This window comes from Dermabacter jinjuensis, from assembly GCF_902381725.1.
Classification (GTDB): domain Bacteria; phylum Actinomycetota; class Actinomycetes; order Actinomycetales; family Dermabacteraceae; genus Dermabacter; species Dermabacter hominis.
The window spans coordinates 506611-527177 of sequence record NZ_LR698963.1 but is presented as its reverse complement, the minus strand read 5'-3'; the positions used below and the strand labels follow the sequence as shown (position 1 = coordinate 527177).

The window sequence follows — 20567 nt, the reverse complement described above, 5'->3', positions numbered from 1 at the left end:
GGGGCCTATCATGGCAAGGCGAGGGCGCAGCCCCTACGTTGTTCGCCACGCGGTTCGCGCTGCGTGCGCTGGGTTTATCGTCTTCGCGGGAGGTGTCGCTCTCGTGGCTGTCGTGTCATACGGAATCCACCCGCACCTTATCCCCGTCGATTTTTTCAACCCTTTCGGGGACGATCTTGAACCGGCAGCAGAACGTCTAACATTCTCGCAGCTCTATGCCGTCTCCCCGGTACTGTACTTTGCTTTCCAGGCGATATGGGTAGGTATCGGCGGTGCGGCATTATCGACGTTGGCAGCGGTAGGGGCGATGTTCTTTGAGAATCGATTTGTTGCACTGCTCTGGCTTCCTGTCGTCGTGCTTCTCTCCGAGTTTGTCGCGGGGGCTCTTCGGGTTGACCACTTCAGCCTTATACGATCGTTCATTCCAACTGGTGTCACCCAACAAGATCCCCTCATCCCCGTGACCGTAGGCCTTATTGTTTTCCTCATCGCTGGAGTCGTCGCTGCTTACGCCGCTTTCTCAGCGAAGCTGCCGAAGGCCTTGTGCTGATGGGGGCAGTGAGCCGTTTGCGTCCGGTAGCTGGGTGGGGGCTCATCTGCGGGATGTGCGCACTGCTTGCTATCGTGACGTCGTCGCAGCCCCTGCTCAAAGGCGACGTCGATTTCGATGCGGTCGTCGGCATCTCGCTGTGGGAACGAGTGCTCGCCTTCGGACAAGACCCGTACTACTTCCGTTACTTTCAGTGGCCTCTACTCATTATTCTGCTTTTGCGGCAGTGTGCCTTTGTGGCGAACCCTCTTGCGTTGTCTCGTTTCGGGTCAAAACGGCACGGACTTCTTGCGCTCTGGATGCGTGGTGCTGGGATAGGAGCGCTGCTCGGAGCAAGCAAATTGTTAGGGGTCTTGGCGACGTCGTCTGGATACACGTGGCGCATGTCCTGGACCCCGGGAGTGCTCTCTGTGCAGCCGGCGACAATATGGCAGGGAATTCTGCAGCCCTATGCCAGTCGAAACCTAAGCCCTGTGGCCTGTATAGCGTACGGAATCGCGTTCGAGGTCGGGCTCGCTGGGCTTGCGGCGACCCTACTAGGGGCCCTTATCGTGAATACTCGAGTGAAGCCATGGATCCCTGGGATCGGGGTAGGTTTTGTTCCGCTTGTGCTCGTCAAGGTATGGCCGTTTCCGCAGTGGAGCAATCCCGATGTGGCCCTTGCGCCCTTCTCGGGTGTCGAAGCATTTGGCGCCCTATGGTATGTTCCGCTTTTTTTCGCCGTCGCGACGATCCTGACTATTGGTGTGAGTGGATCGTCAGTCTTGGTGCGCGCTCGGAAAGTCTTCGCGCGGACAGGGCCGTTCGGATTTTGGTGTATCGCAACCGTAGGTGCGGCGACTCTCATGAGTTTCTTGCGGCCCGACGGTGCCGACCTTTTCATGTATCTCACTTACGGTTCGGCGCGCGAAGAGTTTTCCTTTGCGGCATGGTTCATGTACATGGTGCTAGTTTTCGGGGCTTCGTATGCCGCGCTCGTACGTTTTGCGGGTGAGACGGCACCCGCGGCATCGCTGGTGGCGATCCGCACGGGAGACCCGTGGAAACTCTTCACTCGCACAATAGGGGGTTCGCTTGTCACTGCGATCGCTGCGCTGTCCCTTGTGCTTGTGTTGCTCGGTGGTGTTTCAAGCAGCATGGCTCATCACCCCACGGAGCTCTTGCCAGCCCTGCAGGTATGGCTGGGCTCGATCGTGACCGTAGTGGTGACGACACTGCTCTCAATGGCCGCTGCGTGGAGGTTTGGGTCGATGGCGGTAGCCGCCATAACTTTGGTCGTATGCGCGGCGCTCACGCTGCCGTGGTTGAACCCGCTGTGGCCGGCCCCATTTGCCCTGGGCTTTTATGGGGCCTTTCCGGCTACGGCAGGTGCCATTATCGTAACGGCGACAGTAGGAGTCGCCAGTGTTGTGTTTCTCCGGTTCGTGCTGAGCAATACCCGTATTCCTCAGTTTGATTCATGATTGTAGAGGTGCCGAATGGTCAATCTTGTTGATGTAAAAGACGTTTCGATCGCTTTCGGTTCGACTCCGGTCTTGAGTCATGCTTCGCTTGCAATCGATGAACACGATTTCATGGGAGTGCAAGGCCCTAACGGTTCGGGTAAGTCCGTGCTGTTCAAACTTATCGTTGGCTTCCTCAAGCCGGATTCGGGTCGCGTCGTCGTCTCACCAAAGTTGAAAAGTACTGGCGAGGACTTCCCCTCCAAAATTGGCATTATTATCGATCGCCCAGGCTTCATCGGTGGTCTCACGGGGTTCGACAACCTGCGTCGGCTCGCGTCTATTCGCGGGCTCATTGGAGACCAGCAGATAGAAGAGGCTCTTCACCGTGTGGGCCTTGCGCCGAACCTACGCCAGTCTGTTCGCCACTATTCTCTCGGCATGAAACAAAAGCTCGCTCTTGCCCAAGCGTTTATGGAAGGACAACCGCTTCTGCTTTTAGATGAGCCTTTCAACGGACTCGATAAGACGAGCGTTCGCGATATTCGTGCGCTTCTCCATGAGCTCCATGAAGAAGGGCGCACGATTGTGATGACCAGCCACAACCAGGAGGACATCGACGAGCTGTGCACAAGCGTGTACGAGCTCGATCGCATGCAGTTTGACCGTGTGCGTCCACCCGCAAGCGCTTCCTAGCTGTGCAGCGCCTCGAGCGTGCTGAGCGCGAGCGCCGCTGGCCACGAGAGGGGCGCGACGGCGGCGGGGCTACCGTCGGCAAGGATTTTTTCGCTGATTGCCCCGGCGCTCGTGCGGTGGGCGGCGAGCCATTCGAGGAGCTCGAGAGCGCGCTCGCGCTCGCCGAGACGCGCATAGGCCTGGGCGAACATCGCCGTTTGCGGGGTCCAACTGATGCCGTCGCGTTTCCAGCGCGCGCCCGGAGCGACACCGCCGGCGGGGCGCTGCATCGCCTCGAAAGCCTCGTCGATGTGGCCGGCAATCGCTGGGTTGCGCTCGGCAAACTCCTGCGTTTGGTACGGCGGCAGGAGCATGAGCAGCCCCGCGTCGAAACCTCCGCCGCGCGCGTACCGCTGGAAGGCACCGGGGCCGAAAGTTTCCACGAGGGCGCGTTCGGTTTCCCGGGCACGTCTCTCGAGTGTTTCCTTTCCGACGCCTGCCTCGCCCTCAAGTAACCCCAGCGCCGAAAGCTGCGCCGCGCTCCCGAGCGCGCTGAGTGTCATGGCTGCCGTTGCGAGGGTGAGGCGCCGCTCGGGTACCTCCCAATAGTCGGGGCTCGGCTTCGGAAGCCCGCTCTCGGTGGTCGTGGCGTCGAGGGCGGCGCGAGCCGCGCGGGTGAGCGCCGTTCTAAGAGTGGGGAGCGAGGTCGCGGGGGAGGCGTCGGAGGTCAAAACCCCAAGCCTGGCGAGCGTTGCCGCCGCCCAGAGGAACCAGCCGATTCCATCGAACTGCGGTGAGCGGGCATCGGGCGCGCTTGTAGTGCCGGGTCGGTAGCGAGCCTCGAACGTGCCGTCAGGGCGCTGGATGCGTGCGAGGTGCTCGAGGAGGCCCAGCGACCAGTCGTCGAAGCCGCGCTCGGCGAGGGCCACGATCACGTGGGCCGTATCGCGCGGCCACGTGTAACGCCAGTTGGGGCTGAGCGCCGCGATGGGGGAGGGAAGCGCCCACGTGAGGGTGAAAATATCGAGGAGCGCGGAGCGATCGAGATTAGTGAGCGCGGGAGTGGGCGCGGGTCGTGAAGCTTTCTCGAGGAACGCTCGCGTGATCGCCGTGAGGGTCTCGGCGCCGTGTGCAGTGCTCAGAGTGCGCGTGCCCGCAATGATCGGGGGTGAATCAGGCTGAACGAACGTGCGATCCACGCCCGGGATGCACCCGGCGTGCAGAACGGACGCTGGGCCGTGCGCCTGGACCTCACTCGCGAGTGAATCCGGCACGGATGAGAAGGCAACGCCGAGGGAAAAGAGGTCCACGTGCGCCTCGTGCGGAAAGAGGCCAGCGATGCTGTCGCGCTCCACATACAGGGCCGAGGCGCCGAGCGCGGCGAGAAGGCCGCCGCCAAGAAGAGCGCGACGCCGCATGGCTTTCCTCCTTCTTCCGCTGCGATGTGTGGCTCGAGCTTAACAAGCTGTTCGCGCAACGCGTGAGTGCGCTCGTGCGCGACCGTGAGGTCCGCTGCATCACTCGCGGGACCTTAGAGCGCTCCCTCTCTCGCCTGCCCGTGAAAACGAGTCGCATTGAGAAGTGCGGCGATATCAATGTTTTCGGCGTTCGGAATCGGCGCGGGCCCCCGATTTTGGTTATACCAGGAGGATTCAGTGAAATCCTCACTTATGCGAGTGACATTCTCACTTATATAAGTGACTGCTTCAGTGATGTGCAGTGAGGACATGACTGACAGTGACTGGCGTGAAGAAGTCGAACGAGCGCGACGCCTAGGAACCGACGATGCGCGCTCTATTCGTGAACTCGAAGACATGACAGGGCGACCAGCGGCCTCGCTCAGGCCGGCGCTACGAACGCTCGTTGACGAGGGGTTAGTTAAGGCGACTGCTCCGCCGCAAAGCAGAAACAGAAAGTATCTGCGCCTCAACGACTGACGGTCACGCTTGTGCGGTGAAGTGTTGCAAGAGTGTCACTGAAGTCATGAGTGATGTTGTACGAGAGGGGTTGGAAGGCCGCGAGAGTTCCATAAACTTGACCGAGTGACAGACGATTCTCAGAGGAAAACCGATACCAGCGCACTCGAACTTGCGCGGCTTGCCGATGAGCGTGCCGCCGAAAGTCTCGCGACCGAGGAACCGCGGCCGCTAACGGAAGAAATTCCGCAGGTCGCTTTCGCCAACCCCACCGACAACGTCTCGCACGTGACCGGCCCGATCGAGCAGGTCGAGGAAGTCGCGACCGAGACGGCCGCGCTCCGCCTCCACCTGGGGCGGAGTGAAAAGGTCACCTTCGGTTTCACGTTTGCGATGGCCATGCTCGCGATGCTCGGCCCGTTCTCGATCGACATGATCTTCCCGGGCTTCCCGGCGATGAGGGGCGACTTCCACACCGACGCGGCCGCGATGCAGCAGGTTACGAGCCTGTACCTCATTTCCTTCGCGTGCATGAGCATGTTCCACGGCCCGCTCTCCGATGCCGTCGGACGCAAACGCGTCATGGGTATTTCGCTCATCGTGTTCTCGATCGGCTCGCTCGGTGCGGCTCTCGCCGTCAATCTTCCGATGCTGTTCGCCTTCCGCGTGCTCCAGGGGCTCAGTGCGGGCGGAGCGACGATCGTCTCTCGCGTCGTGATCCGCGACCTCTACGGAGGTGGCAAAGCGCAAAAGCTCATGAGCCAGGTCATGATGATCTTCGCCCTCGCGCCCGCGGCGGCGCCGATCTTCGGCGGCTGGATCCTCCTGATCGGGCCGTGGCGCTGGATTTTCGGGGCGATGCTCCTTTACGCGCTCGCCACCCTCGTGATCATGCTCATTGTCATCCCCGAGACGCTCCTTCCCGAGAAGCGCCAGCCGTTCAACGCGAAGGGCATCCTCACGTCGCTCGGGCGCGTGCTGCGCTCGCCGGTCATCTGGCGCCTTTCGCTCGCGCTTGGCCTCGCAAGCCAGGCCGACTTCATCTTCATTTCGGCGGCGCCGATCATCGTTCCCGACGTCATGCACCTTGGCGAACAGGACTACTGGGTGCTGTTTATCCCGATCATTGCGGGCATGATCCTCGGCAATTACCTCGTGGGGCGCCTCGCATTCGTCATGAGCCGTTCGCGCCTCATCACGATCGCGTTCATCACCGTGGTTCTCGGAGGGGTCCTCTCGGTCATCATTCCCATGCTCACCCCCGAACTCACCTCGCAGTTTGGTGTGTGGCACCTTCTGGTCATGATTGGCCCGGGTCTTCTCGGCATGGGTGCGGCGCTCATGATGGCGCCCGTGCAGCTCGAGGTTCTCGACATGTTCCCCGAGGAGCGCGGCGCCGCAACGAGCTTCGCGACGTTCGTGAACCTCATCGTCGCCGCGATCGCTTCCGGCGTCATGGTGCCGATGCTCGGCGCCGACCTGGTGAAGCTCGGTATCGGCGGGCTCGCTCTTTCGGCCGGCGGCGCCGTCTTCTGGTTCGCGCACGTGCTCATCGTCCGCCGCGCGCAGGCCTAATCCACGAGGCTGGCGGCGTGCTCGCGCAAATATTCGCGCAGATACGGCAGCGCAAAGTCAATGCGACCACGCCCAGCTTCGACGATCATTTCGGCATCGATAAGACGCCTGCGGTAGTTGCTGACGTAGGAGTCTGAGCGGCCGAACCGTGCCTTGAGGTCGGCGATTTCCGTAGGACCGTCGTCTCGCGCCATAAAGATGAGAAACGAGCGATCAACATCGGAAAGGTCCGCCAACGCAGGTTCGTGAACGAGTTGGCCGAGTTTTCGTCGGGCCTTGTCTGCCCCTCGTTCGGCAGCTTCTCGCGTGATACTCCTCCCCTGAGCCTCGCGAAATGCCCACTGCCCGACGAGCTGGATCATAAAGGGGTAGCCCTGGCACGAGTTGACCGCGGTCTCGAGTGCCTCGTGCGTCCAGGTGATCTCCGCTTCGGCTAGCGGAGTTTCGAGCGCCAGGCGCACGTCATCGTCCGATACCCGGTCGAGTTCAATTCTCTCGGCACGGCGCAAGAACGTGATGGGGTTCGGACCCTCACTCTCGCTCGTTCGGCTGGACAGCAACGGTTTGATCGCCGAGGGGATCCCGGCCATCGCGACAGCGATGTCTTTTCCCTCGCGCACAAGGTGCTGAACGGTCGCACCGAACTCAATCAGTTCATCGTTGCGTTGGTGGTGCATTTCGTCGAGGGTAATGAGCACGCCGCTCGCGGGCTGCCCCGCAGAGCGATCGAGATCGGCCTTGTACGCGAGGTAATCGTCGAGGGCATTGCGCAAGGAATACGACGTTTCCGAGATCGAGGAGGAGTCCCAGGTGACGGAGCCGCCAACGCCGAAGATTGAGAGCCCTAGGCCCTTGAGTTGCGAGCGCTGACGTGCCAAACGGCGAATGATCTCGCTGCGGATGCGCTCCACAAAGCCTTGTGTTGCCGTCTCACTTATGACGAACCACCCGTGCTCCTGGGCTGTGTCCTCGAATGCGTTGAGAAGCACCGTTTTCCCGATTCCCCTTGGGCCCACAATGAGCGAGATGCGTTCGTGAGCTCCGGGACCGTCATCGAGCGCGAAGGCAAAGTTCTGCACCGCTTCGTTGCGACCGACAAGAAGCGGGGGAGTAGCGCCGAGGGTTGCGCGGAAAGGGTTGCGTGCACGGGTCATACCTCAAGAGTAGGCCGCAGCACCTATGAAGATCTATGAGTTTTATGAATTGCTTTGAAATTTATGAAATTTATGAAAAGTAGGGCCGGGGTGGCTGCCACAGAGCATCAGTAGGCGAAGCCCGCGAATGCGCCGCTGATCTCCTCGCGGCTCGCGCCGGAAGCGAGCAAAACCTGGAGCAGCAGGCGCGCCTTGTGCGCGCTCAACATGCCGGCCATGCACGCACCCGAATTGATGAGATCCACTTCCGCGCCCGGGTAAGAGTAGTGGTAGGTTGACGTGCCGCCCTCGGGGATGCGGGTCGCGACAACGATCTGGATGCCGCGCTCGCGGGCCTCACGCACGAGCGGCATAACAGCCTCGGGCACGTGCCCCATCCCCACACCGTTGATCACGATCCCCGCGGGCGGCTCAGACTGATGCACGAGCGCCCCGAGAGCCTCGCCGCGATCAAACAGGCCCGTCCCGATGAGAGGTACGGAGGGAAGCTCGGCGGGCACGGTAGGCATCACGCAGTCCGACGGCTCCAGCGCATACATCGCGCGAATCCCATCCTTGCTCACGAGCGCGAGGGGGCCCGAAGGCTCCGAATCGAACGCGTCGATGCTTCGAGAGCTGACCTTCGTCACGCGATCGGCGGCGTGCACGAGGGAATCGAAAACCGCGAGAACGCCGAGGCCGCGCGCCTGTTCGCTCGCGGCGGTGACGATCGCGTCGTGAAGGTTCGCGGGTCCATCCGCGCCGGGGGCATTCGCGGGACGCATCGCGCCCGTGACAACAAGGGGCGTATCGAGGTTCCAATAGCGATTGAGCAAGAACGCCGTCTCTTCGAGAGTGTCGGTGCCGTGAGTGAGCACGATGCCGCGAAAGCCAGCGTCGGACCCCTCCCGTGCCACCCGCAGAACCTCCCGCACGTGCGCGAACGTGACCGAGGGCGACCCCACGTTCGCGATTTCCCGAAACTCCAGCTCTATGCCGGGGATGGGGAACACGCTCGCGTCTGGCTGTGCAGCGGGGGAGGCGTGCCCACCCGGCTGGTTTTGGCTCATGGCGATCGTGCCGCCGAGGCCGAGAACGAGAATGCGGACTGTCGCGGTCATGGGTGCTCCTATGCGTGCCGGTGCGCGTGCCACCAGTGTAGAACCGAGCCGATCGGTCACTCACCGTGAACGATGATGTGCCGGTGTTAGCCTCACTGAGCTTGATAGACGTGGTTCAACGGCGAACCGAGCACACTCACGAAGGAAGTGTTATGTCCGCATCCGCCCGTTCCGCACTTAACTCCACCACTCGCGCCGCGCATCTCGAAAGGCTCGCCTCGACGAGCGCCGAAAAGCCACTCGATATCTTCATCGTTGGTGGTGGCGTGAACGGCGCTGGCGCCGCATTCGATGCCGCGACCCGCGGGCTTAGCGTCGGCGTTGTCGAAATGAACGACTGGGCGAGCGGCACGAGCTCGCGCTCGTCCAAGCTCATGCACGGCGGCCTCCGCTACCTGCAGATGCTCGACTTCACGCTCGTCGCCGAAGCCCTTCGCGAGCGCGACCTGCTCATCTCAAAGACTGCCCCGCACCTCGTGAAGCCCATCAGCTTCATGTTCCCCATGAAGAACGTTTTCGAGCGCGGGTTCATTGGCTCGGGCATCGCCCTCTACGACGCGATGCAGATCGGCCACCGCGAGGTCCCGATCCACAAGCACGTCTTTTCCAAGGGCCTCGCGAAGGATTTCGCGGGACTCGACCCCGAAAAGAACTCGGGGGCGATCGAGTTCTACGATTCCCGCATGGATGACGCGCGCTTCGTCGCGATGCTCGTGCGCTCCGCCGTGAACCTCGGCGCCGCCGCCGCGAACTACACGAAGGTCACGCGCTACCTCAAAGACGGTGGTCGCGTTGTGGGCGCTGCCATCACGGACCTCGAGACCGGCAACGAATACGAGGTGCACGCGCGCGAGGTCATTCTTGCCGGCGGCGTGTGGACCGGTGAAGAACAGGATCGCGCCGGCGCCGATTCAGGCCTTCAGGTGCTCGCCTCGAAAGGCATCCACATCACGGTGCCGCGCGAGGCGATCGAGGCGAAAGACAATACGGGCATCATCACGCAAACCGAGAAATCGGTGCTGTTCATCATCCCGTGGGACGAATACTGGCTGATCGGCACGACCGACACCCCGTGGAAAGAAGACGTCTCGGTGCCCACTGCGACGAGCAGCGACATCGACTACGTACTCGAAAAGGCCAACGACGTGCTTCGCCGCCCGCTCACGCGCGAGGACGTCATCGGCGTCTACGCAGGCTTGCGCCCCCTTCTTCAGCCCGTGAAAAAGTCCGACGGCGCCTCGACGAAGGTGTCGCGCGAACACACGGTGATGGAGGTCGAACCGGGCCTGAGCGCGATCGCCGGTGGCAAGTACACGACCTACCGCGTCATGGCCGAGGACGTCGTCGACTTCGCCCTTCGCGGGGATTCCGATGCCCCGAAGACCAAAACTCGCGACATCCCCGTCATCGGTGGCGCCGGCTACGAGGAGATGCGGGTGCGTGCAACCGCGCTCGCGGGGAAGTACGGAATCGACGAGGTGCGCCTCGAACGCTTGCTCTTCCGCTACGGCTCGTTGCTCGAGGACATTTTTGACCTCATGGACGAGAACCCCGAGCTCGCGACACCGCTCAAGGACGCGCCTCGCTACCTCCGTGCCGAAATCGTGTACGCCGCGCGCAGCGAGGGCGTGCTTCACCTCGCCGATGCCCTCATGCGCCGCACGCGTCTCGACTACGAGACGCGCGATCGTGGCGTGAGCGCTGCTCGCGAGGTCGCGGGGATCCTCGCGGACGAACTCGGCTGGGACGAGGCGCGGCGCGAGGCCGAGATCGAGGCCTACTCGACGTTCATTGCCGCGCGCCTCGAGGCGGAGCACACGACGAGCGATGCCGATGCCGCCGCCCTCCTCGAGAACGTGCGCGAAATCCCCGCACGCTGACCACCGCGCGTGAAAGCGCACCCACGATCAAGCGCGGGCAGCGGTGCCCGCGGGAGCCGAAAGGACCGCTCATGCCAGAGACCTCAGAGCAGAAATACATCCTCGCAGTCGACCAGGGCACAACCAGCTCACGCGCGATGGTGTTCGACCATGAAGGCCACGCGGTGTCGCAGGCCCAGCTCGAGCACAAGCAAATCTTCCCGCGCTCAGGGTGGGTCGAGCATGATCCGATGGAAATCTGGAGCAACACCCGTGAGGTCATCGCGCTCGCACTGAACAGGGCTGAAGTGAACCGGGATGACCTGGCAGCCGTCGGCATCACGAACCAGCGCGAGACCGCGGTCGTGTGGGATAAAAACACCGGCAAGCCCGTGTATAACGCGATCGTGTGGCAAGACACGCGCACGGCGCGAATCGTGCACGAGCTCGCGGGCGAGGAGGGCGTGAACCGATTCAAAGAGGTCACCGGCCTACCGCTCACGACGTATTTCGCGGGCCCGAAGGTCAAGTGGATTCTCGACCACGTCGAGAGCGCGCGCGAGAAAGCCGAGGCGGGCGATCTGCTCTTCGGCACGATCGACACGTGGCTTTTGTGGCACATGACGGGCGGAACGAAGGGCGGCGTGCACGTCACCGATGTCACGAATGCCTCGCGAACCCTCCTCATGAACGTGCACACGCTCGACTGGGACGAAGATATTGCGCGCGAGATGGGAATCCCCATGTCGATGCTGCCCGAGATCCGCTCGTCGTCCGAGGTATACGGGAAGGGCCGCAAGCGCGGCCTGCTCACGAATGTGCCGATCGCGGGCATCCTCGGCGACCAGCAGGCGGCGACGTTCGGCCAGGCATGCTTTGAGAAGGGCACCGCGAAGAACACGTACGGCACGGGTAACTTCCTCCTCGTGAACACCGGGAACGAGGCGCTTTCCTCGGATAACGGCCTGCTCACGACCGTGCTCTACAAGCTCGGCGACGCCGACCCGGTCTACGCCCTCGAGGGATCGGTCGCCGTGACCGGCTCGCTCGTGCAGTGGATCCGCGACAGCATCGGGCTTATCTCGAGCGCGAAAGAGGTCGAAGAACTCGCGACAAAGGTCGACGATTCGGGCGGCTGCTTCGTCGTGCCCGCGTTCTCGGGTCTGTTCGCCCCTTACTGGAAGGACGATGCTCGCGGGGCGATCGTGGGCCTCACCCGCTACGTCAACAAGCATCACATCGCGCGTGCCGTTCTCGAGGCCACGGCCTACCAGAGCGCCGAGCTAATCGACGCGATGAATGAGGATGCCAAGGTGCCGCTCAAGGAGCTGCGCGTTGACGGCGGCATGACCGTGAATGAGACCCTCATGCAGTTCCAGGCCGACATCCTCGGCGTGGACGTGATTCGCCCGAAGATCATCGAGACAACGGCGCTCGGTGCCGCCTATGCCGCCGGCCTCGCCGTTGGTTTCTGGGATTCGACCGACGACCTCGAGAAATACTGGGAAGAGGACATGCGCTGGAGCCCGTCGATGGACGACAAGACGCGCGAGCGCAGCATGCGATTGTGGCGCAAGGCAGTCGAGCGCACCTTCGACTGGGTCGATGAGGACGTCGAGGAAGCCTTCGATAACGAGGGCTAACGTTCCCCCGCAGTGGCGCGTGTCAGCAGTACGAGGGCCTCGTTGTGCGCGCTGTGCGGAAACATGTCTATGAGCCGTACGCGTGCGATGCGGTAGTTCGGCATGCGCGCGAGGTCCGCGGCGAGTGTTTCCGGGTTGCAGCTCGAATACGCGATGGTGTGAACCCCCGAGCTGTTGAGGACAGTGGCGAGTGCATCGCCGATGCCGCGCCTCGGTGGGTTGACGACGACCGCTTCGGGCAGGTTTGGCTGGTGCCTCGCCCACTCGGTTGCGTCAGCGGTGTCGAAGTGCGCGCGAACGCTTGGTTCGGGTGTGGTGAGGGGTCCGACGGCGCCCGCGAAACCGTGCCGCTTCGCCGAGCCACGTGCGCTTTCGATCGCCTCATTCGTGATTTCGATTCCCGTGACGTCCATGTGCGCGCCGCGGGCGCGGGCCTCGTGGGCGATGCTGAGGGCGAAGCCACCCACGCCGCAGTAGAGGTCCCACGCCGTGTGAGCGCCCGCGTCAAGAATCCACCGCGCGACCTGGGCATAGAGCTCGCTTGCGACGGCGGTGTTCGTTTGCGTGAAGGAGCGGGGGAGCACGTCGACGTCGATCCCTCCGAGCGGCATGCGCAGCTGCTTTTCGCCCGCGAGGTGAATCTCCTCGGCGCCCTCGAGGAGGGCCTCGTGCTCGGGGTGGATGTTAGCACTCACGACGCTCACGCGAGGGTCAAGGAGCGCGAGGTGTTCGCGGATCCTCTCGAGCGCCGAGGTGCTGCGCAGGACGAGGCGCACCATGGCTTCGGTCTGGGTGGCGGTGACGAGCACGTACTTGATCTCGCCGCGGCGTTTGTCGAGGTTGTAGGGCGGGACCTGGGCGCGGCGAATGAGCGCGCGGGCGCTTTCAAGCACGTCGGTGACGAGCGCGGGGTAGAGGGGGCAGTCGGCGAGATCGACGCCCTCATGCGTGCCCGGGAACGAGAAAACCGGAGCGTTAGCCGTGCCACGCACCATCATCTTCGCCTTCGTGCGAAACCCCCACGGTGCGCTCACGAGCGGCTCTTCCCACACGGTGGCGGGGGTCATCGCGTGGGCGAGAAGAGAGTGAAGACGGTCCCGTGCCTCACGTACCTGGGCATCGTGCGGGGTGCGCATGAGGCTGCACGATTCGCATTGCCCGGCAGAATAGTACTCGCAGATCCCGCTTTCGGGGTCGATTCGCGGGTGCGCGAAAGCGGACATCGGTTAGCCGATGACGTCGAGCTGGGCGTTATCTTTGCAAATGCTCGTGACGGAGTAGAGCGCGCCACCGAGTTCGAACTGGTCCCCGACCTGGAGGGGGCCGAACTGCTGCTTGCCGCCGCCCTGGTTGACCGTGAACGTCGCTTCCGAGGAGCCGCCGTTTTCCTTCCAGCCGTTGTACGTGAACGAGCCGTTGAAGCCTTCGAGCGCCGGATCGGGGGCGCCGTGCAGCGGGATCTTCACCATGCCCTCGTCGCTGCAGGAATCGCCGAGTTCCGAATGATCGAGGCCTCCGGCGGTGATCTCGGGTACGGGTGGCGCATCCCCGTCGCCTTCGGACTCATTGATCACGACGCTCGGGCCGCCACCGTCGCTCGCTGCCGCTGCGCGCGTCGCAGACGGGGAGGATTGCGGCTCATTGGGGGAGCCGCAGCCAGCAAGAGCGAGGGTGAGGCAGCCGCATGCTGCCAGTGCCCGCAGCGAGGTGGAAACACGCACGAATGTCCTCCTAGGGTGAAATGAGACGACCACCAGATTAACCGCATCGGCTCCGTGCGAGGTGGGCGTCTCACCGCGGTACGGTGGGGGACATGGCAGATTCACCGCGAGAAACTCCCCGCCTAGGTGCACCGAGCCCCGCGGCCCTCGCGGGGCGTACGCGCGTCAAACGCGAGGTGCGCCAGGTCGACTACGGCGCTCTCCCCGAGCTCGCGCGGCGCAGGGCGGCGGGCGAGGACCTCGCGGATCTCCTCGCTGAAGCCGAAAAACGGCGCGAAGAACAGCGCGAGGACCAGCGCGAGGCTAAGGCTGCCGCGAAGGCCGCGCGTGAAAAGGCGAATGAAGCGGAGAGTCTCGACATCGATCGAGGCTTCGGTGCGCCTCCCGCAGGTACCGTCGTCACGCTCAATCCCACCGACCCGCGGCCCTTCACCCGCCCGCTGACCGTTCACGAAGACGAAGTTCGCACGGTCTCGGGGGCGAGTTTCGCGCGCATCACTCACGACATCATCGTGCTCACCGTCGCTGACCCCGAGGACGCGTGGACGAGCGACAACGGCGCGAGCGACCACTTCCAGCGCGGCGACTGGACCGTGCAAGTCAGACGCGCCGACAACCACGTGATTGGCGCGTTTCCCACGGCCTACGCCCTCTCGGTTCGACCCGAGGAGGTGGACTCGTTCGACCCCGCGGATTTTGCGGGCCCGAGTAACCGCAAAAAGAAGGGCACGCGCCACCCCGGCGATCGCGCCGCGCTCAAACGCCGGCTCGAGGAGCATGGTTTCGTGGTCACCACTTCGGGAGCGACCCACGGCAAAATCACCCACCCCGATCTTCCGGGATTGTTCGCCCCATGGGCCTCGACCCCGAGCGACCGACGCCACCCGCAACTCGTGACGGCCCAGGTGAAACGGGTCTTTGGGATCGATATTCGCGAGGCACCGTCGGAACCCTGACCTCGGCTTGGGCGGGTTCTTGACCTCAGGCCAGCCCTCTCGTTCGCGGTCTAGAAAACTAACCCCAACGTTTGCGGCGGTGTTCGAGCCCATTCCGCCGCAAATGTTGGGTACAGATTCCCTGAACCCATTTTGTACACATTCTGAGATTCGGCTGCGTGTTGCGCGTTACATGCTTATGATCGACCGCAACCCTTAATTGGGCTGCGCGTCACATCCGTGGCGCGGGATCGTCACTACCGAAGAGGTGTCGGGTGGGAATCCCAGTACTCAAGCGCGCCGCCGCAGCATGCGTCGCAGCGCTCACGGCGCTCACGCTCGCAGCCGCGCCCGTGGCCGCACAGCCGCACGGCAACGAGCCCCCTAAGGACCCGGCGCACGTCGAGTCCAACTCCAGCAAAGACCGGGTCGCCGTCCTCGTGACTCTCAAGAGCCAGCCTGGCTCGCCTTCCAAAAACGGCGAAAGCCGGAACCTGCGCGAACAGATTCGCCTCATCAACTCGTGGAGCAAAACCTACGGCATCGAGGTCGACCGTCAGTTCGGCTTCCTCGTCAACGGCTTCTCGGCAACGATGCCCGCGGCCAACATGGCGAAGCTCCAGGCTGAACCGGCGGTCGACTCCGTGCGTCGCGAGCGCCAGTACGAGCGGACCGAATACGAGGCTCGCGAAATGCAGCAGGTCTCCAAAGCCTTCGATGACTATGGCGTTGACGGCTCCGGGATGGTCGTCGCCGTCATCGACTCGGGCGTCGACCCCACCCACGAAGACATGCGCATCGACGACGGCGTCGATACGAAAATCGACACGGTGAATCCGAACGGCAAGTTCACGAAGAAAATCCCCGAGGGCTACAACTACGCCGACGAAAACTACGAATTCTGGGATACAACGACGAGCCAGCACGGCATGCACGTCGCCGGAATCGTCGCCGCCAACGCCCCCGACGGCAAGAAAGGCGGGCTCGAGGGCGTCGCCCCGAACGCCCAGATCCTCTCGTTGAAGGTCTTCTCTAACGGCGCAAACCCCTACGCCTCCGACTCCGACCTCATCGCCGCAATCGAGGATGCCGTCAAACTTAAGGCCGACGTCATCAACCTCTCCCTCGGATCCACCAATGGCGTCAAGTGGGACTCCGACGGCTCGAACCTCGCCCTCAAGAAGGCTGAAGAGATGGGTGTACTCGCCGTCATCTCCTCCGGCAACGACGGGCTCAACTTTTCCGAAACGGGTGGAACCGACGACGCCCTCGGCAAGCTCGACGACGGCACCGTTGGCACCCCCGGCATCCAGGGCAATGCCCTTACGGTCGCTTCGGTTGACAACAACGTCGTCTCGACACCCCGCGGCTTCTACAACGACGGGGAAGACCATCCTTTCGGCTACCAGCTCCAGATCGGCGAAGCGACGAACAAGCCTTACGAGGTTGCTTTTCTCGGTCGAGGCAAGAAAGAGGACTACCCGGACGGCACCGATCTGAGCGGGAAGATCGCCCTCATCGAACGCGGCGAAATCTCCTTCACCGAGAAATTCCAGCGCGCGATGGACCACGGCGCAGCCGGCGTGCTCGTGTTCAACTCCCAAGAGGGCGGCGAAGCCTTCGCTGGGATGGCCGGCATCGAAGACTTCACGATCATCGGCGGTTCCCTCAAGCGCTCGACGGGCGTTGCCATTCGCGATGCGATCGCAAAGGCCGGCGATACGCCCGTGACGATCCGCCTCACAAACGAGATTGGTTCGGAGGCGAACCCCACCGCTGCTCAGGCCTCGACGTTCTCCTCGTGGGGCACGACCCCCAATCTCGAGTTTGAACCCGAGATCGCCGGCATTGGCGGAAGCGTCTACTCGACGCTCAACGACAACAAGTACGGCACGAAGTCCGGAACATCCATGGCGGCCCCGAATATCTCGGGCATGTCCGCGCTGCTCCTTGAGAACTACGCCGAACGCTACCCCGACCTCAGTGGGCCAGAGCGGCTTGCCCGTGCCCGCACGGCACTCATGAACACGGCGATTCCCGTGAAGAACGGCGAGCACGTTGCGCCGCCGCGTCAGGTCGGCGCAGGTCTCGCCCAGATGCACAACGCCCTCGATACGAACGTGTACGCGACCGTCGACGGCGAGCCGGCCGTCGAGCTCAAAGAGGTCAACTCCGTTCGCGAGTTCACGGTGAGTCTCACGAACCACTCGGGCGAGGCGGTCACCTACGACATCCCCGCGCAGACTGTGCTCAACGAAACGAATGCCAAGGGGGAAAAGACGACGAGCGTGGTCTCCCACGAGAGCCTGCAGGCGTCGGAAAAATCCGTGACCGTTCCCGCAAACGGCACCGCGAACGTGACCTTCACCCTCAAGCCCGACCTGAGCGCCGGAGACCACTTCATTGAGGGGTACGCGGTGCTTCACTCCGAAAACGCGCCCACCCTTTCCGTGCCGTACTTCGGTTTCGTTGGAGATTGGAATGCCGAACCCATCGTCGCTGAGCAGGGTCATGGTTGGGACGCCCTCGGCGTGAAGAGCGAGGTCACGGGTCTTTCCACGACACTCGATCTATTTGGCAGCCCATACCCGAGCACCCTGCCCGAGGGTGGTTGGCTCTCGCCGAATGGCGACGGTACGCGCGACGAAGCCAGCGCGGCGCTCGCCATGATGCGTAACGCCGCCGACGTCGAGTTCAATGTGCTCACGGAGGATGGGGAACCGCTCGTTGACCTCGGCGCCACGCACAGTGTTCCCCGCACCATCGCGGGCGACGTGCTCGAGGTCAAGAACAAACTCGCTCCCGAAGGCTCGACCCTCATCAATGGCGGCACATTCGACGGCCGCATGTGGGATCCGGCCAAGGGCGAATTCGTGAACGTCCCCGAAGGCCGCTACATCTACCGTGTGAAGTCGCGGCTCTCGGAAGACTTCGACTGGCAGACGGTCGATATGCCCTTCGGCATCGATGTCACGCCACCCGAAGTGAGCGTTGGCGAGCTTGAAAACGGCACCATCACGATCACGATCGACGACAAACTCTCGGGTGCCAACCCGTCCCTGTCCGTCATCGATGCCACGGGGGAGGGCCTCCCGGTCAAGGCCAACGGTGACGGTACCTACACCGTTACGGTCAAGGACGCCCAAGCCTCGAAGTACCTGTGGTTCATCGCTTCCGACAACGCCTACAACAAGGTGGAGTTCCGCAAGGTCCTCGTTGATGATGACCCGCTCGTGCTTCTCAACACGAAGACCTACAACGACCCCGAATTCGTGTTCGGAAATGCCTCCGACGCGTACGTGGACGGAAAGTTCCAGTTGAGCGGAACCGTGACGAGCCAGGTGGCAAAGGTCGAGGTCGAAGGCAAGAGCTACGACATCACGGGCGGCGGCTTCACGGCGCTCGTTGATGTGAAGCCCGATGCGGAAAACTCGATCACGGCCCGCGCCTTCAACGAGGCCGGCGAAGAGATCGATTCCGAAACCCTCACGTTCTACTACGATGCTCAACCGGCCTCGGTGGACATCTCTGCCTCGAACCTCGACGAGGACGGCCGCATCATCCCGAACGAGGACGGGTCGATCACGATCAAGGGCACCATCAAGGACCCCGAACCTTCCAACCCTGGCGCGAAGAAGGGCGGCCTGTGGGCCGGTGTGAACTGGGACTTCGTGGGTGCTGAACCCGATGGTTCGTTCGAGGTGACGACCTCCTCGGTGGAAGAAGAGGAACCGCTCTTCGTGCTTCAGGCAGGCGACAACGCCAACTTCACCTACCTCGTCGTGGAGATCTCGGGGCGCGTCAAAGGCTCCAAAGCCACCCCGACTCCCGAGTTTGAGAACCTCGAGTGCCTCCAGGGATTCGCGCTGTGCCTCGTGTCGCCCGAATCTGGCGACCTGAGTGAAGACGGCTCGACCTACACCCTGCGCGGCAAGGGCGGTCAGCCCGGCTCGACCGTGACCCTCACCCCCGGTGCGCGCGCCGAAGGCGAGCACATCGGTAGCCTCGAGCCCATCACGGCAACCGTCGGCGAGGACGGTACCTTCACCGCGAAGGTTCCCATCGCCACCGGAGAGAACCACTACGAATACGTCGTGACGAACCCCGAAGGCGAGGTGAAGGGTCGCCAGATCCTCAACATCTGGTTCGACGTCAACGCACCGACCGTGCGCTTCGACAGCCCGAACCTCGTGAACGGCACCCTCTTCACGAACAAGGACGAGGCAACGTTTGCGGGAACCGCGGAGGATGACGGTTGGGGCTATGGCCTCCGCGTCAATAACCAGCAAGCCGTGGACATCCACGTTCCGAACGCGATCGGCCCCGAGGCCAACCGCCGTGAATTCTCCGAGACGGTTGCGGTCGCCGATGGCGACACGATCCTCGTGACCTTCTCCGATTCGATCGGCAACACGAGGGTCGCCGCGATCCCCGTGATCGTTGACAAGGTCGCGCCCGAGGTGGCGATCGAGACCGTTGGCGATGGCGAGCGCATTACCGACGGCCGCACCCTCACCGTGAGCGCTACGGATCCGCATCTCGCGAGCCTCAATGCGCGCTTTGCTGGTGTGACGGCCGACGGCACTCTCTCGCGCGAATTCGTCAACGAGAGCGTCACGCTCGACACGGAAAAGGTGACCGTCGAGAACGTCCTCGTGGACGTCGACGAGATTGATCCTGGCAAGGACTCGGCGTCCCAGGCCGAATCCGTCGATGGTGGCGAGGCTCCCGCACACGAAGCGGCCACCTCGAGCTCGAGCGAAGACGTGACCGCAGAGGGCACGCTTGCTGTTCCCGACACGACGAGCCTGTCCGGCGAGCTCGACACATCGAGCCTTCCCGCGGGTCGCTACACCGTGACCGCGGCGAGCGCCGACCTCGCCGGCAACGAGCAGACCGGGGCGCGGACGTTCGACGTCGATGCGGAACCCGTGATCGAAGGCGAGGACGCGCTCTCCCTCACCGTGAACCGGAAGGACCTTGCGGACGATGAGGCGCTTGCCGAGCGCGTCCTCGAGGCTTACTCGGTTTCGGATGACGGTGCCGTGCTTGCCGATGGCACCGTGGCGAAGGGCGAGACGACGACCCTTGCCCTGCGCGAGGGCACGGTCCTCACTGCCGGCGAGAATTCCGTCGTGCTCGTCGCGACCGATGCCGCCGGACGCCAGGTGGTGCGGAGCGTCAAGGTCACGATCGACCTTGAGCAGGTGACCCTGCGCGCGGGTGACCTGAGCGCCACGTCGACCTTCCGCAGCGACGACTCGCTCACCGCTGACATCGCGAGCGACAACGGCGTGCACACGATCGCCGTGTCGAACGCGTTCGGCCCACTCGAGGCGACTTTCACGCTGCCCGTGCCCGAGGGTTCGGCGGTCATGCTCGTGCGCGAGGACGGCACCGAGGAGCCGATCGGCTCGACCTGGGCCGATGGCATGCTCACCTGGGTGGGCTCCTCGCAGGGGACGTATCGCGTGGTCGAGCCGGCCCGCACCGACGGCGGCGATGACGGCAAGGAAATCGTCGCCCCCGCGAAGCCCGGCCCGAAGGGCAGCTCGGGTGACTCCGGTGGCCGCGGCGATGCTTCCGCGAACCCCGAGAAGCCGGGCGGTTCGCCTTCGGCGACCTCGGGTTCCAGCGGTAGCGGTGAGGGCGAAGGTCCGACGGTTGCCGGCAGCCAGCGTGGCAAGAATCCAAGTCGCGGTAAGGCGAAGGGTGCTTCGGCCTTCATGCCGCGCACGGGTGCCGAAGTAGCAGGGCTCATGCTCGTTGGCGGAGCGCTCGTGGCTGCGGGCGCGATGCTGATGACGACGCGTCGGCGCGACCAGCGGCCATAGGGGCGGTTGACGCCTGTGACGAGGGGCCGCCTGCGAATCCGTTCGCGGGTGGCCCCTTGGCTTGCCTCGGCCCGCTCGGGGTCTCCTGTCGACCCGTGGCCCCTCGACCCACTCCTCTCCCGTCTAGGAAACTAACCCCAACATATGTGGTGGTTTGCGCTCG

General features: G+C 63.4%; 14 protein-coding genes. 9 read left to right on the top strand and 5 right to left on the bottom strand.

All coding sequences use genetic code 11. The annotated features are described in order from the left end of the window. The first annotated feature begins 10 nt into the window (after positions 1-10). From FXY94_RS02495 to FXY94_RS02485, 3 genes are read left to right on the top strand one after another with little or no spacing between them, the layout of a single operon-like run. Positions 11-550 (top strand): hypothetical protein, encoded by a 540-nt coding sequence (locus tag FXY94_RS02495; protein ID WP_147594872.1) that lies wholly within the window; start codon positions 11-13, stop codon positions 548-550. Positions 551-603: 53 nt separating this feature from the next. Next, complete coding sequence (locus FXY94_RS02490) at positions 604-2013, top strand: hypothetical protein (RefSeq protein ID WP_147594871.1); 1410 nt, start codon at positions 604-606, stop codon at positions 2011-2013. Between the two features lie 15 nt (positions 2014-2028). After that, a complete protein-coding gene (locus FXY94_RS02485) occupies positions 2029-2688 on the top strand; it encodes an ABC transporter ATP-binding protein (protein WP_016663438.1) in 660 nt (219 codons plus the stop codon). Here FXY94_RS02485 and FXY94_RS02480 read toward each other — a convergent pair. Then, positions 2685-4085 (bottom strand): glycoside hydrolase family 15 protein, encoded by a 1401-nt coding sequence (locus FXY94_RS02480; RefSeq protein WP_016663437.1) that lies wholly within the window; start codon positions 4083-4085, stop codon positions 2685-2687. The two genes, FXY94_RS02485 and FXY94_RS02480, sit on opposite strands and share 4 nt — an antisense overlap. Positions 4086-4394: 309 nt before the next feature. Here FXY94_RS02480 and FXY94_RS02475 point away from each other — a divergent pair, with 309 nt between their 5' ends. Together FXY94_RS02475 and FXY94_RS02470 are read left to right on the top strand one after the other, a co-directional pair. Beyond that, complete coding sequence (locus tag FXY94_RS02475; RefSeq protein WP_147594870.1) at positions 4395-4604, top strand: helix-turn-helix domain-containing protein; 210 nt, start codon at positions 4395-4397, stop codon at positions 4602-4604. A gap of 105 nt (positions 4605-4709) precedes the next feature. Beyond that, positions 4710-6158: a multidrug effflux MFS transporter gene (locus tag FXY94_RS02470; RefSeq protein WP_016663435.1), complete on the top strand. Its 1449-nt coding sequence runs from the start codon at positions 4710-4712 to the stop codon at positions 6156-6158. Here the strand turns inward: FXY94_RS02470 and FXY94_RS02465 are convergent. Next, on the bottom strand, positions 6155-7312 hold the full coding sequence (locus FXY94_RS02465; protein ID WP_016663434.1) for an ATP-binding protein: 1158 nt from the start codon (positions 7310-7312) through the stop codon (positions 6155-6157). The two genes, FXY94_RS02470 and FXY94_RS02465, sit on opposite strands and share 4 nt — an antisense overlap. Before the next feature lie 107 nt (positions 7313-7419). Continuing rightward, complete coding sequence (locus tag FXY94_RS02460; RefSeq protein WP_016663433.1) at positions 7420-8412, bottom strand: asparaginase; 993 nt, start codon at positions 8410-8412, stop codon at positions 7420-7422. 152 nt (positions 8413-8564) lie between these two features. Between FXY94_RS02460 and FXY94_RS02455 the strand changes: the two genes are divergently transcribed. Both FXY94_RS02455 and glpK read left to right on the top strand, forming a co-directional pair. Further along, positions 8565-10292, top strand: coding sequence for a glycerol-3-phosphate dehydrogenase/oxidase (locus FXY94_RS02455; protein WP_016663432.1), 1728 nt, complete (start codon positions 8565-8567; stop codon positions 10290-10292). 71 nt (positions 10293-10363) lie between these two features. Continuing rightward, positions 10364-11914 (top strand): glycerol kinase GlpK, encoded by a 1551-nt coding sequence (gene glpK / locus FXY94_RS02450; protein WP_016663431.1) that lies wholly within the window; start codon positions 10364-10366, stop codon positions 11912-11914. Here the strand turns inward: glpK and FXY94_RS02445 are convergent. Next, a complete protein-coding gene (locus tag FXY94_RS02445) occupies positions 11911-13050 on the bottom strand; it encodes a methyltransferase domain-containing protein (RefSeq protein WP_232049680.1) in 1140 nt (379 codons plus the stop codon). The two genes, glpK and FXY94_RS02445, sit on opposite strands and share 4 nt — an antisense overlap. A 90-nt stretch (positions 13051-13140) precedes the next feature. Beyond that, positions 13141-13635: a hypothetical protein gene (locus FXY94_RS02440; RefSeq protein ID WP_016663429.1), complete on the bottom strand. Its 495-nt coding sequence runs from the start codon at positions 13633-13635 to the stop codon at positions 13141-13143. Positions 13636-13727: 92 nt separating this feature from the next. Here FXY94_RS02440 and FXY94_RS02435 point away from each other — a divergent pair, with 92 nt between their 5' ends. Further along, positions 13728-14591, top strand: coding sequence for a hypothetical protein (locus tag FXY94_RS02435; RefSeq protein WP_016663428.1), 864 nt, complete (start codon positions 13728-13730; stop codon positions 14589-14591). A 254-nt stretch (positions 14592-14845) separates the two neighbouring features. Continuing rightward, complete coding sequence (locus tag FXY94_RS02430; protein WP_016663427.1) at positions 14846-20404, top strand: S8 family serine peptidase; 5559 nt, start codon at positions 14846-14848, stop codon at positions 20402-20404. Positions 20405-20567: the final 163 nt, after the last annotated feature.

Coding starts and splice junctions, on each gene's coding strand:
- FXY94_RS02485 (WP_016663438.1), top strand. CDS start 2,029: ATGGTCAATCTTGTTGATGTAAAAGACGTTTCGATCGCTTTCGGTTCG.
- FXY94_RS02460 (WP_016663433.1), bottom strand. CDS start 8,412: ATGACCGCGACAGTCCGCATTCTCGTTCTCGGCCTCGGCGGCACGATC.
- FXY94_RS02480 (WP_016663437.1), bottom strand. CDS start 4,085: ATGCGGCGTCGCGCTCTTCTTGGCGGCGGCCTTCTCGCCGCGCTCGGC.
- FXY94_RS02495 (WP_147594872.1), top strand. CDS start 11: ATGGCAAGGCGAGGGCGCAGCCCCTACGTTGTTCGCCACGCGGTTCGC.
- FXY94_RS02455 (WP_016663432.1), top strand. CDS start 8,565: ATGTCCGCATCCGCCCGTTCCGCACTTAACTCCACCACTCGCGCCGCG.
- FXY94_RS02465 (WP_016663434.1), bottom strand. CDS start 7,312: ATGACCCGTGCACGCAACCCTTTCCGCGCAACCCTCGGCGCTACTCCC.
- FXY94_RS02445 (WP_232049680.1), bottom strand. CDS start 13,050: ATGCGCACCCCGCACGATGCCCAGGTACGTGAGGCACGGGACCGTCTT.
- FXY94_RS02435 (WP_016663428.1), top strand. CDS start 13,728: ATGGCAGATTCACCGCGAGAAACTCCCCGCCTAGGTGCACCGAGCCCC.
- glpK (WP_016663431.1), top strand. CDS start 10,364: ATGCCAGAGACCTCAGAGCAGAAATACATCCTCGCAGTCGACCAGGGC.
- FXY94_RS02490 (WP_147594871.1), top strand. CDS start 604: ATGTGCGCACTGCTTGCTATCGTGACGTCGTCGCAGCCCCTGCTCAAA.
- FXY94_RS02475 (WP_147594870.1), top strand. CDS start 4,395: ATGACTGACAGTGACTGGCGTGAAGAAGTCGAACGAGCGCGACGCCTA.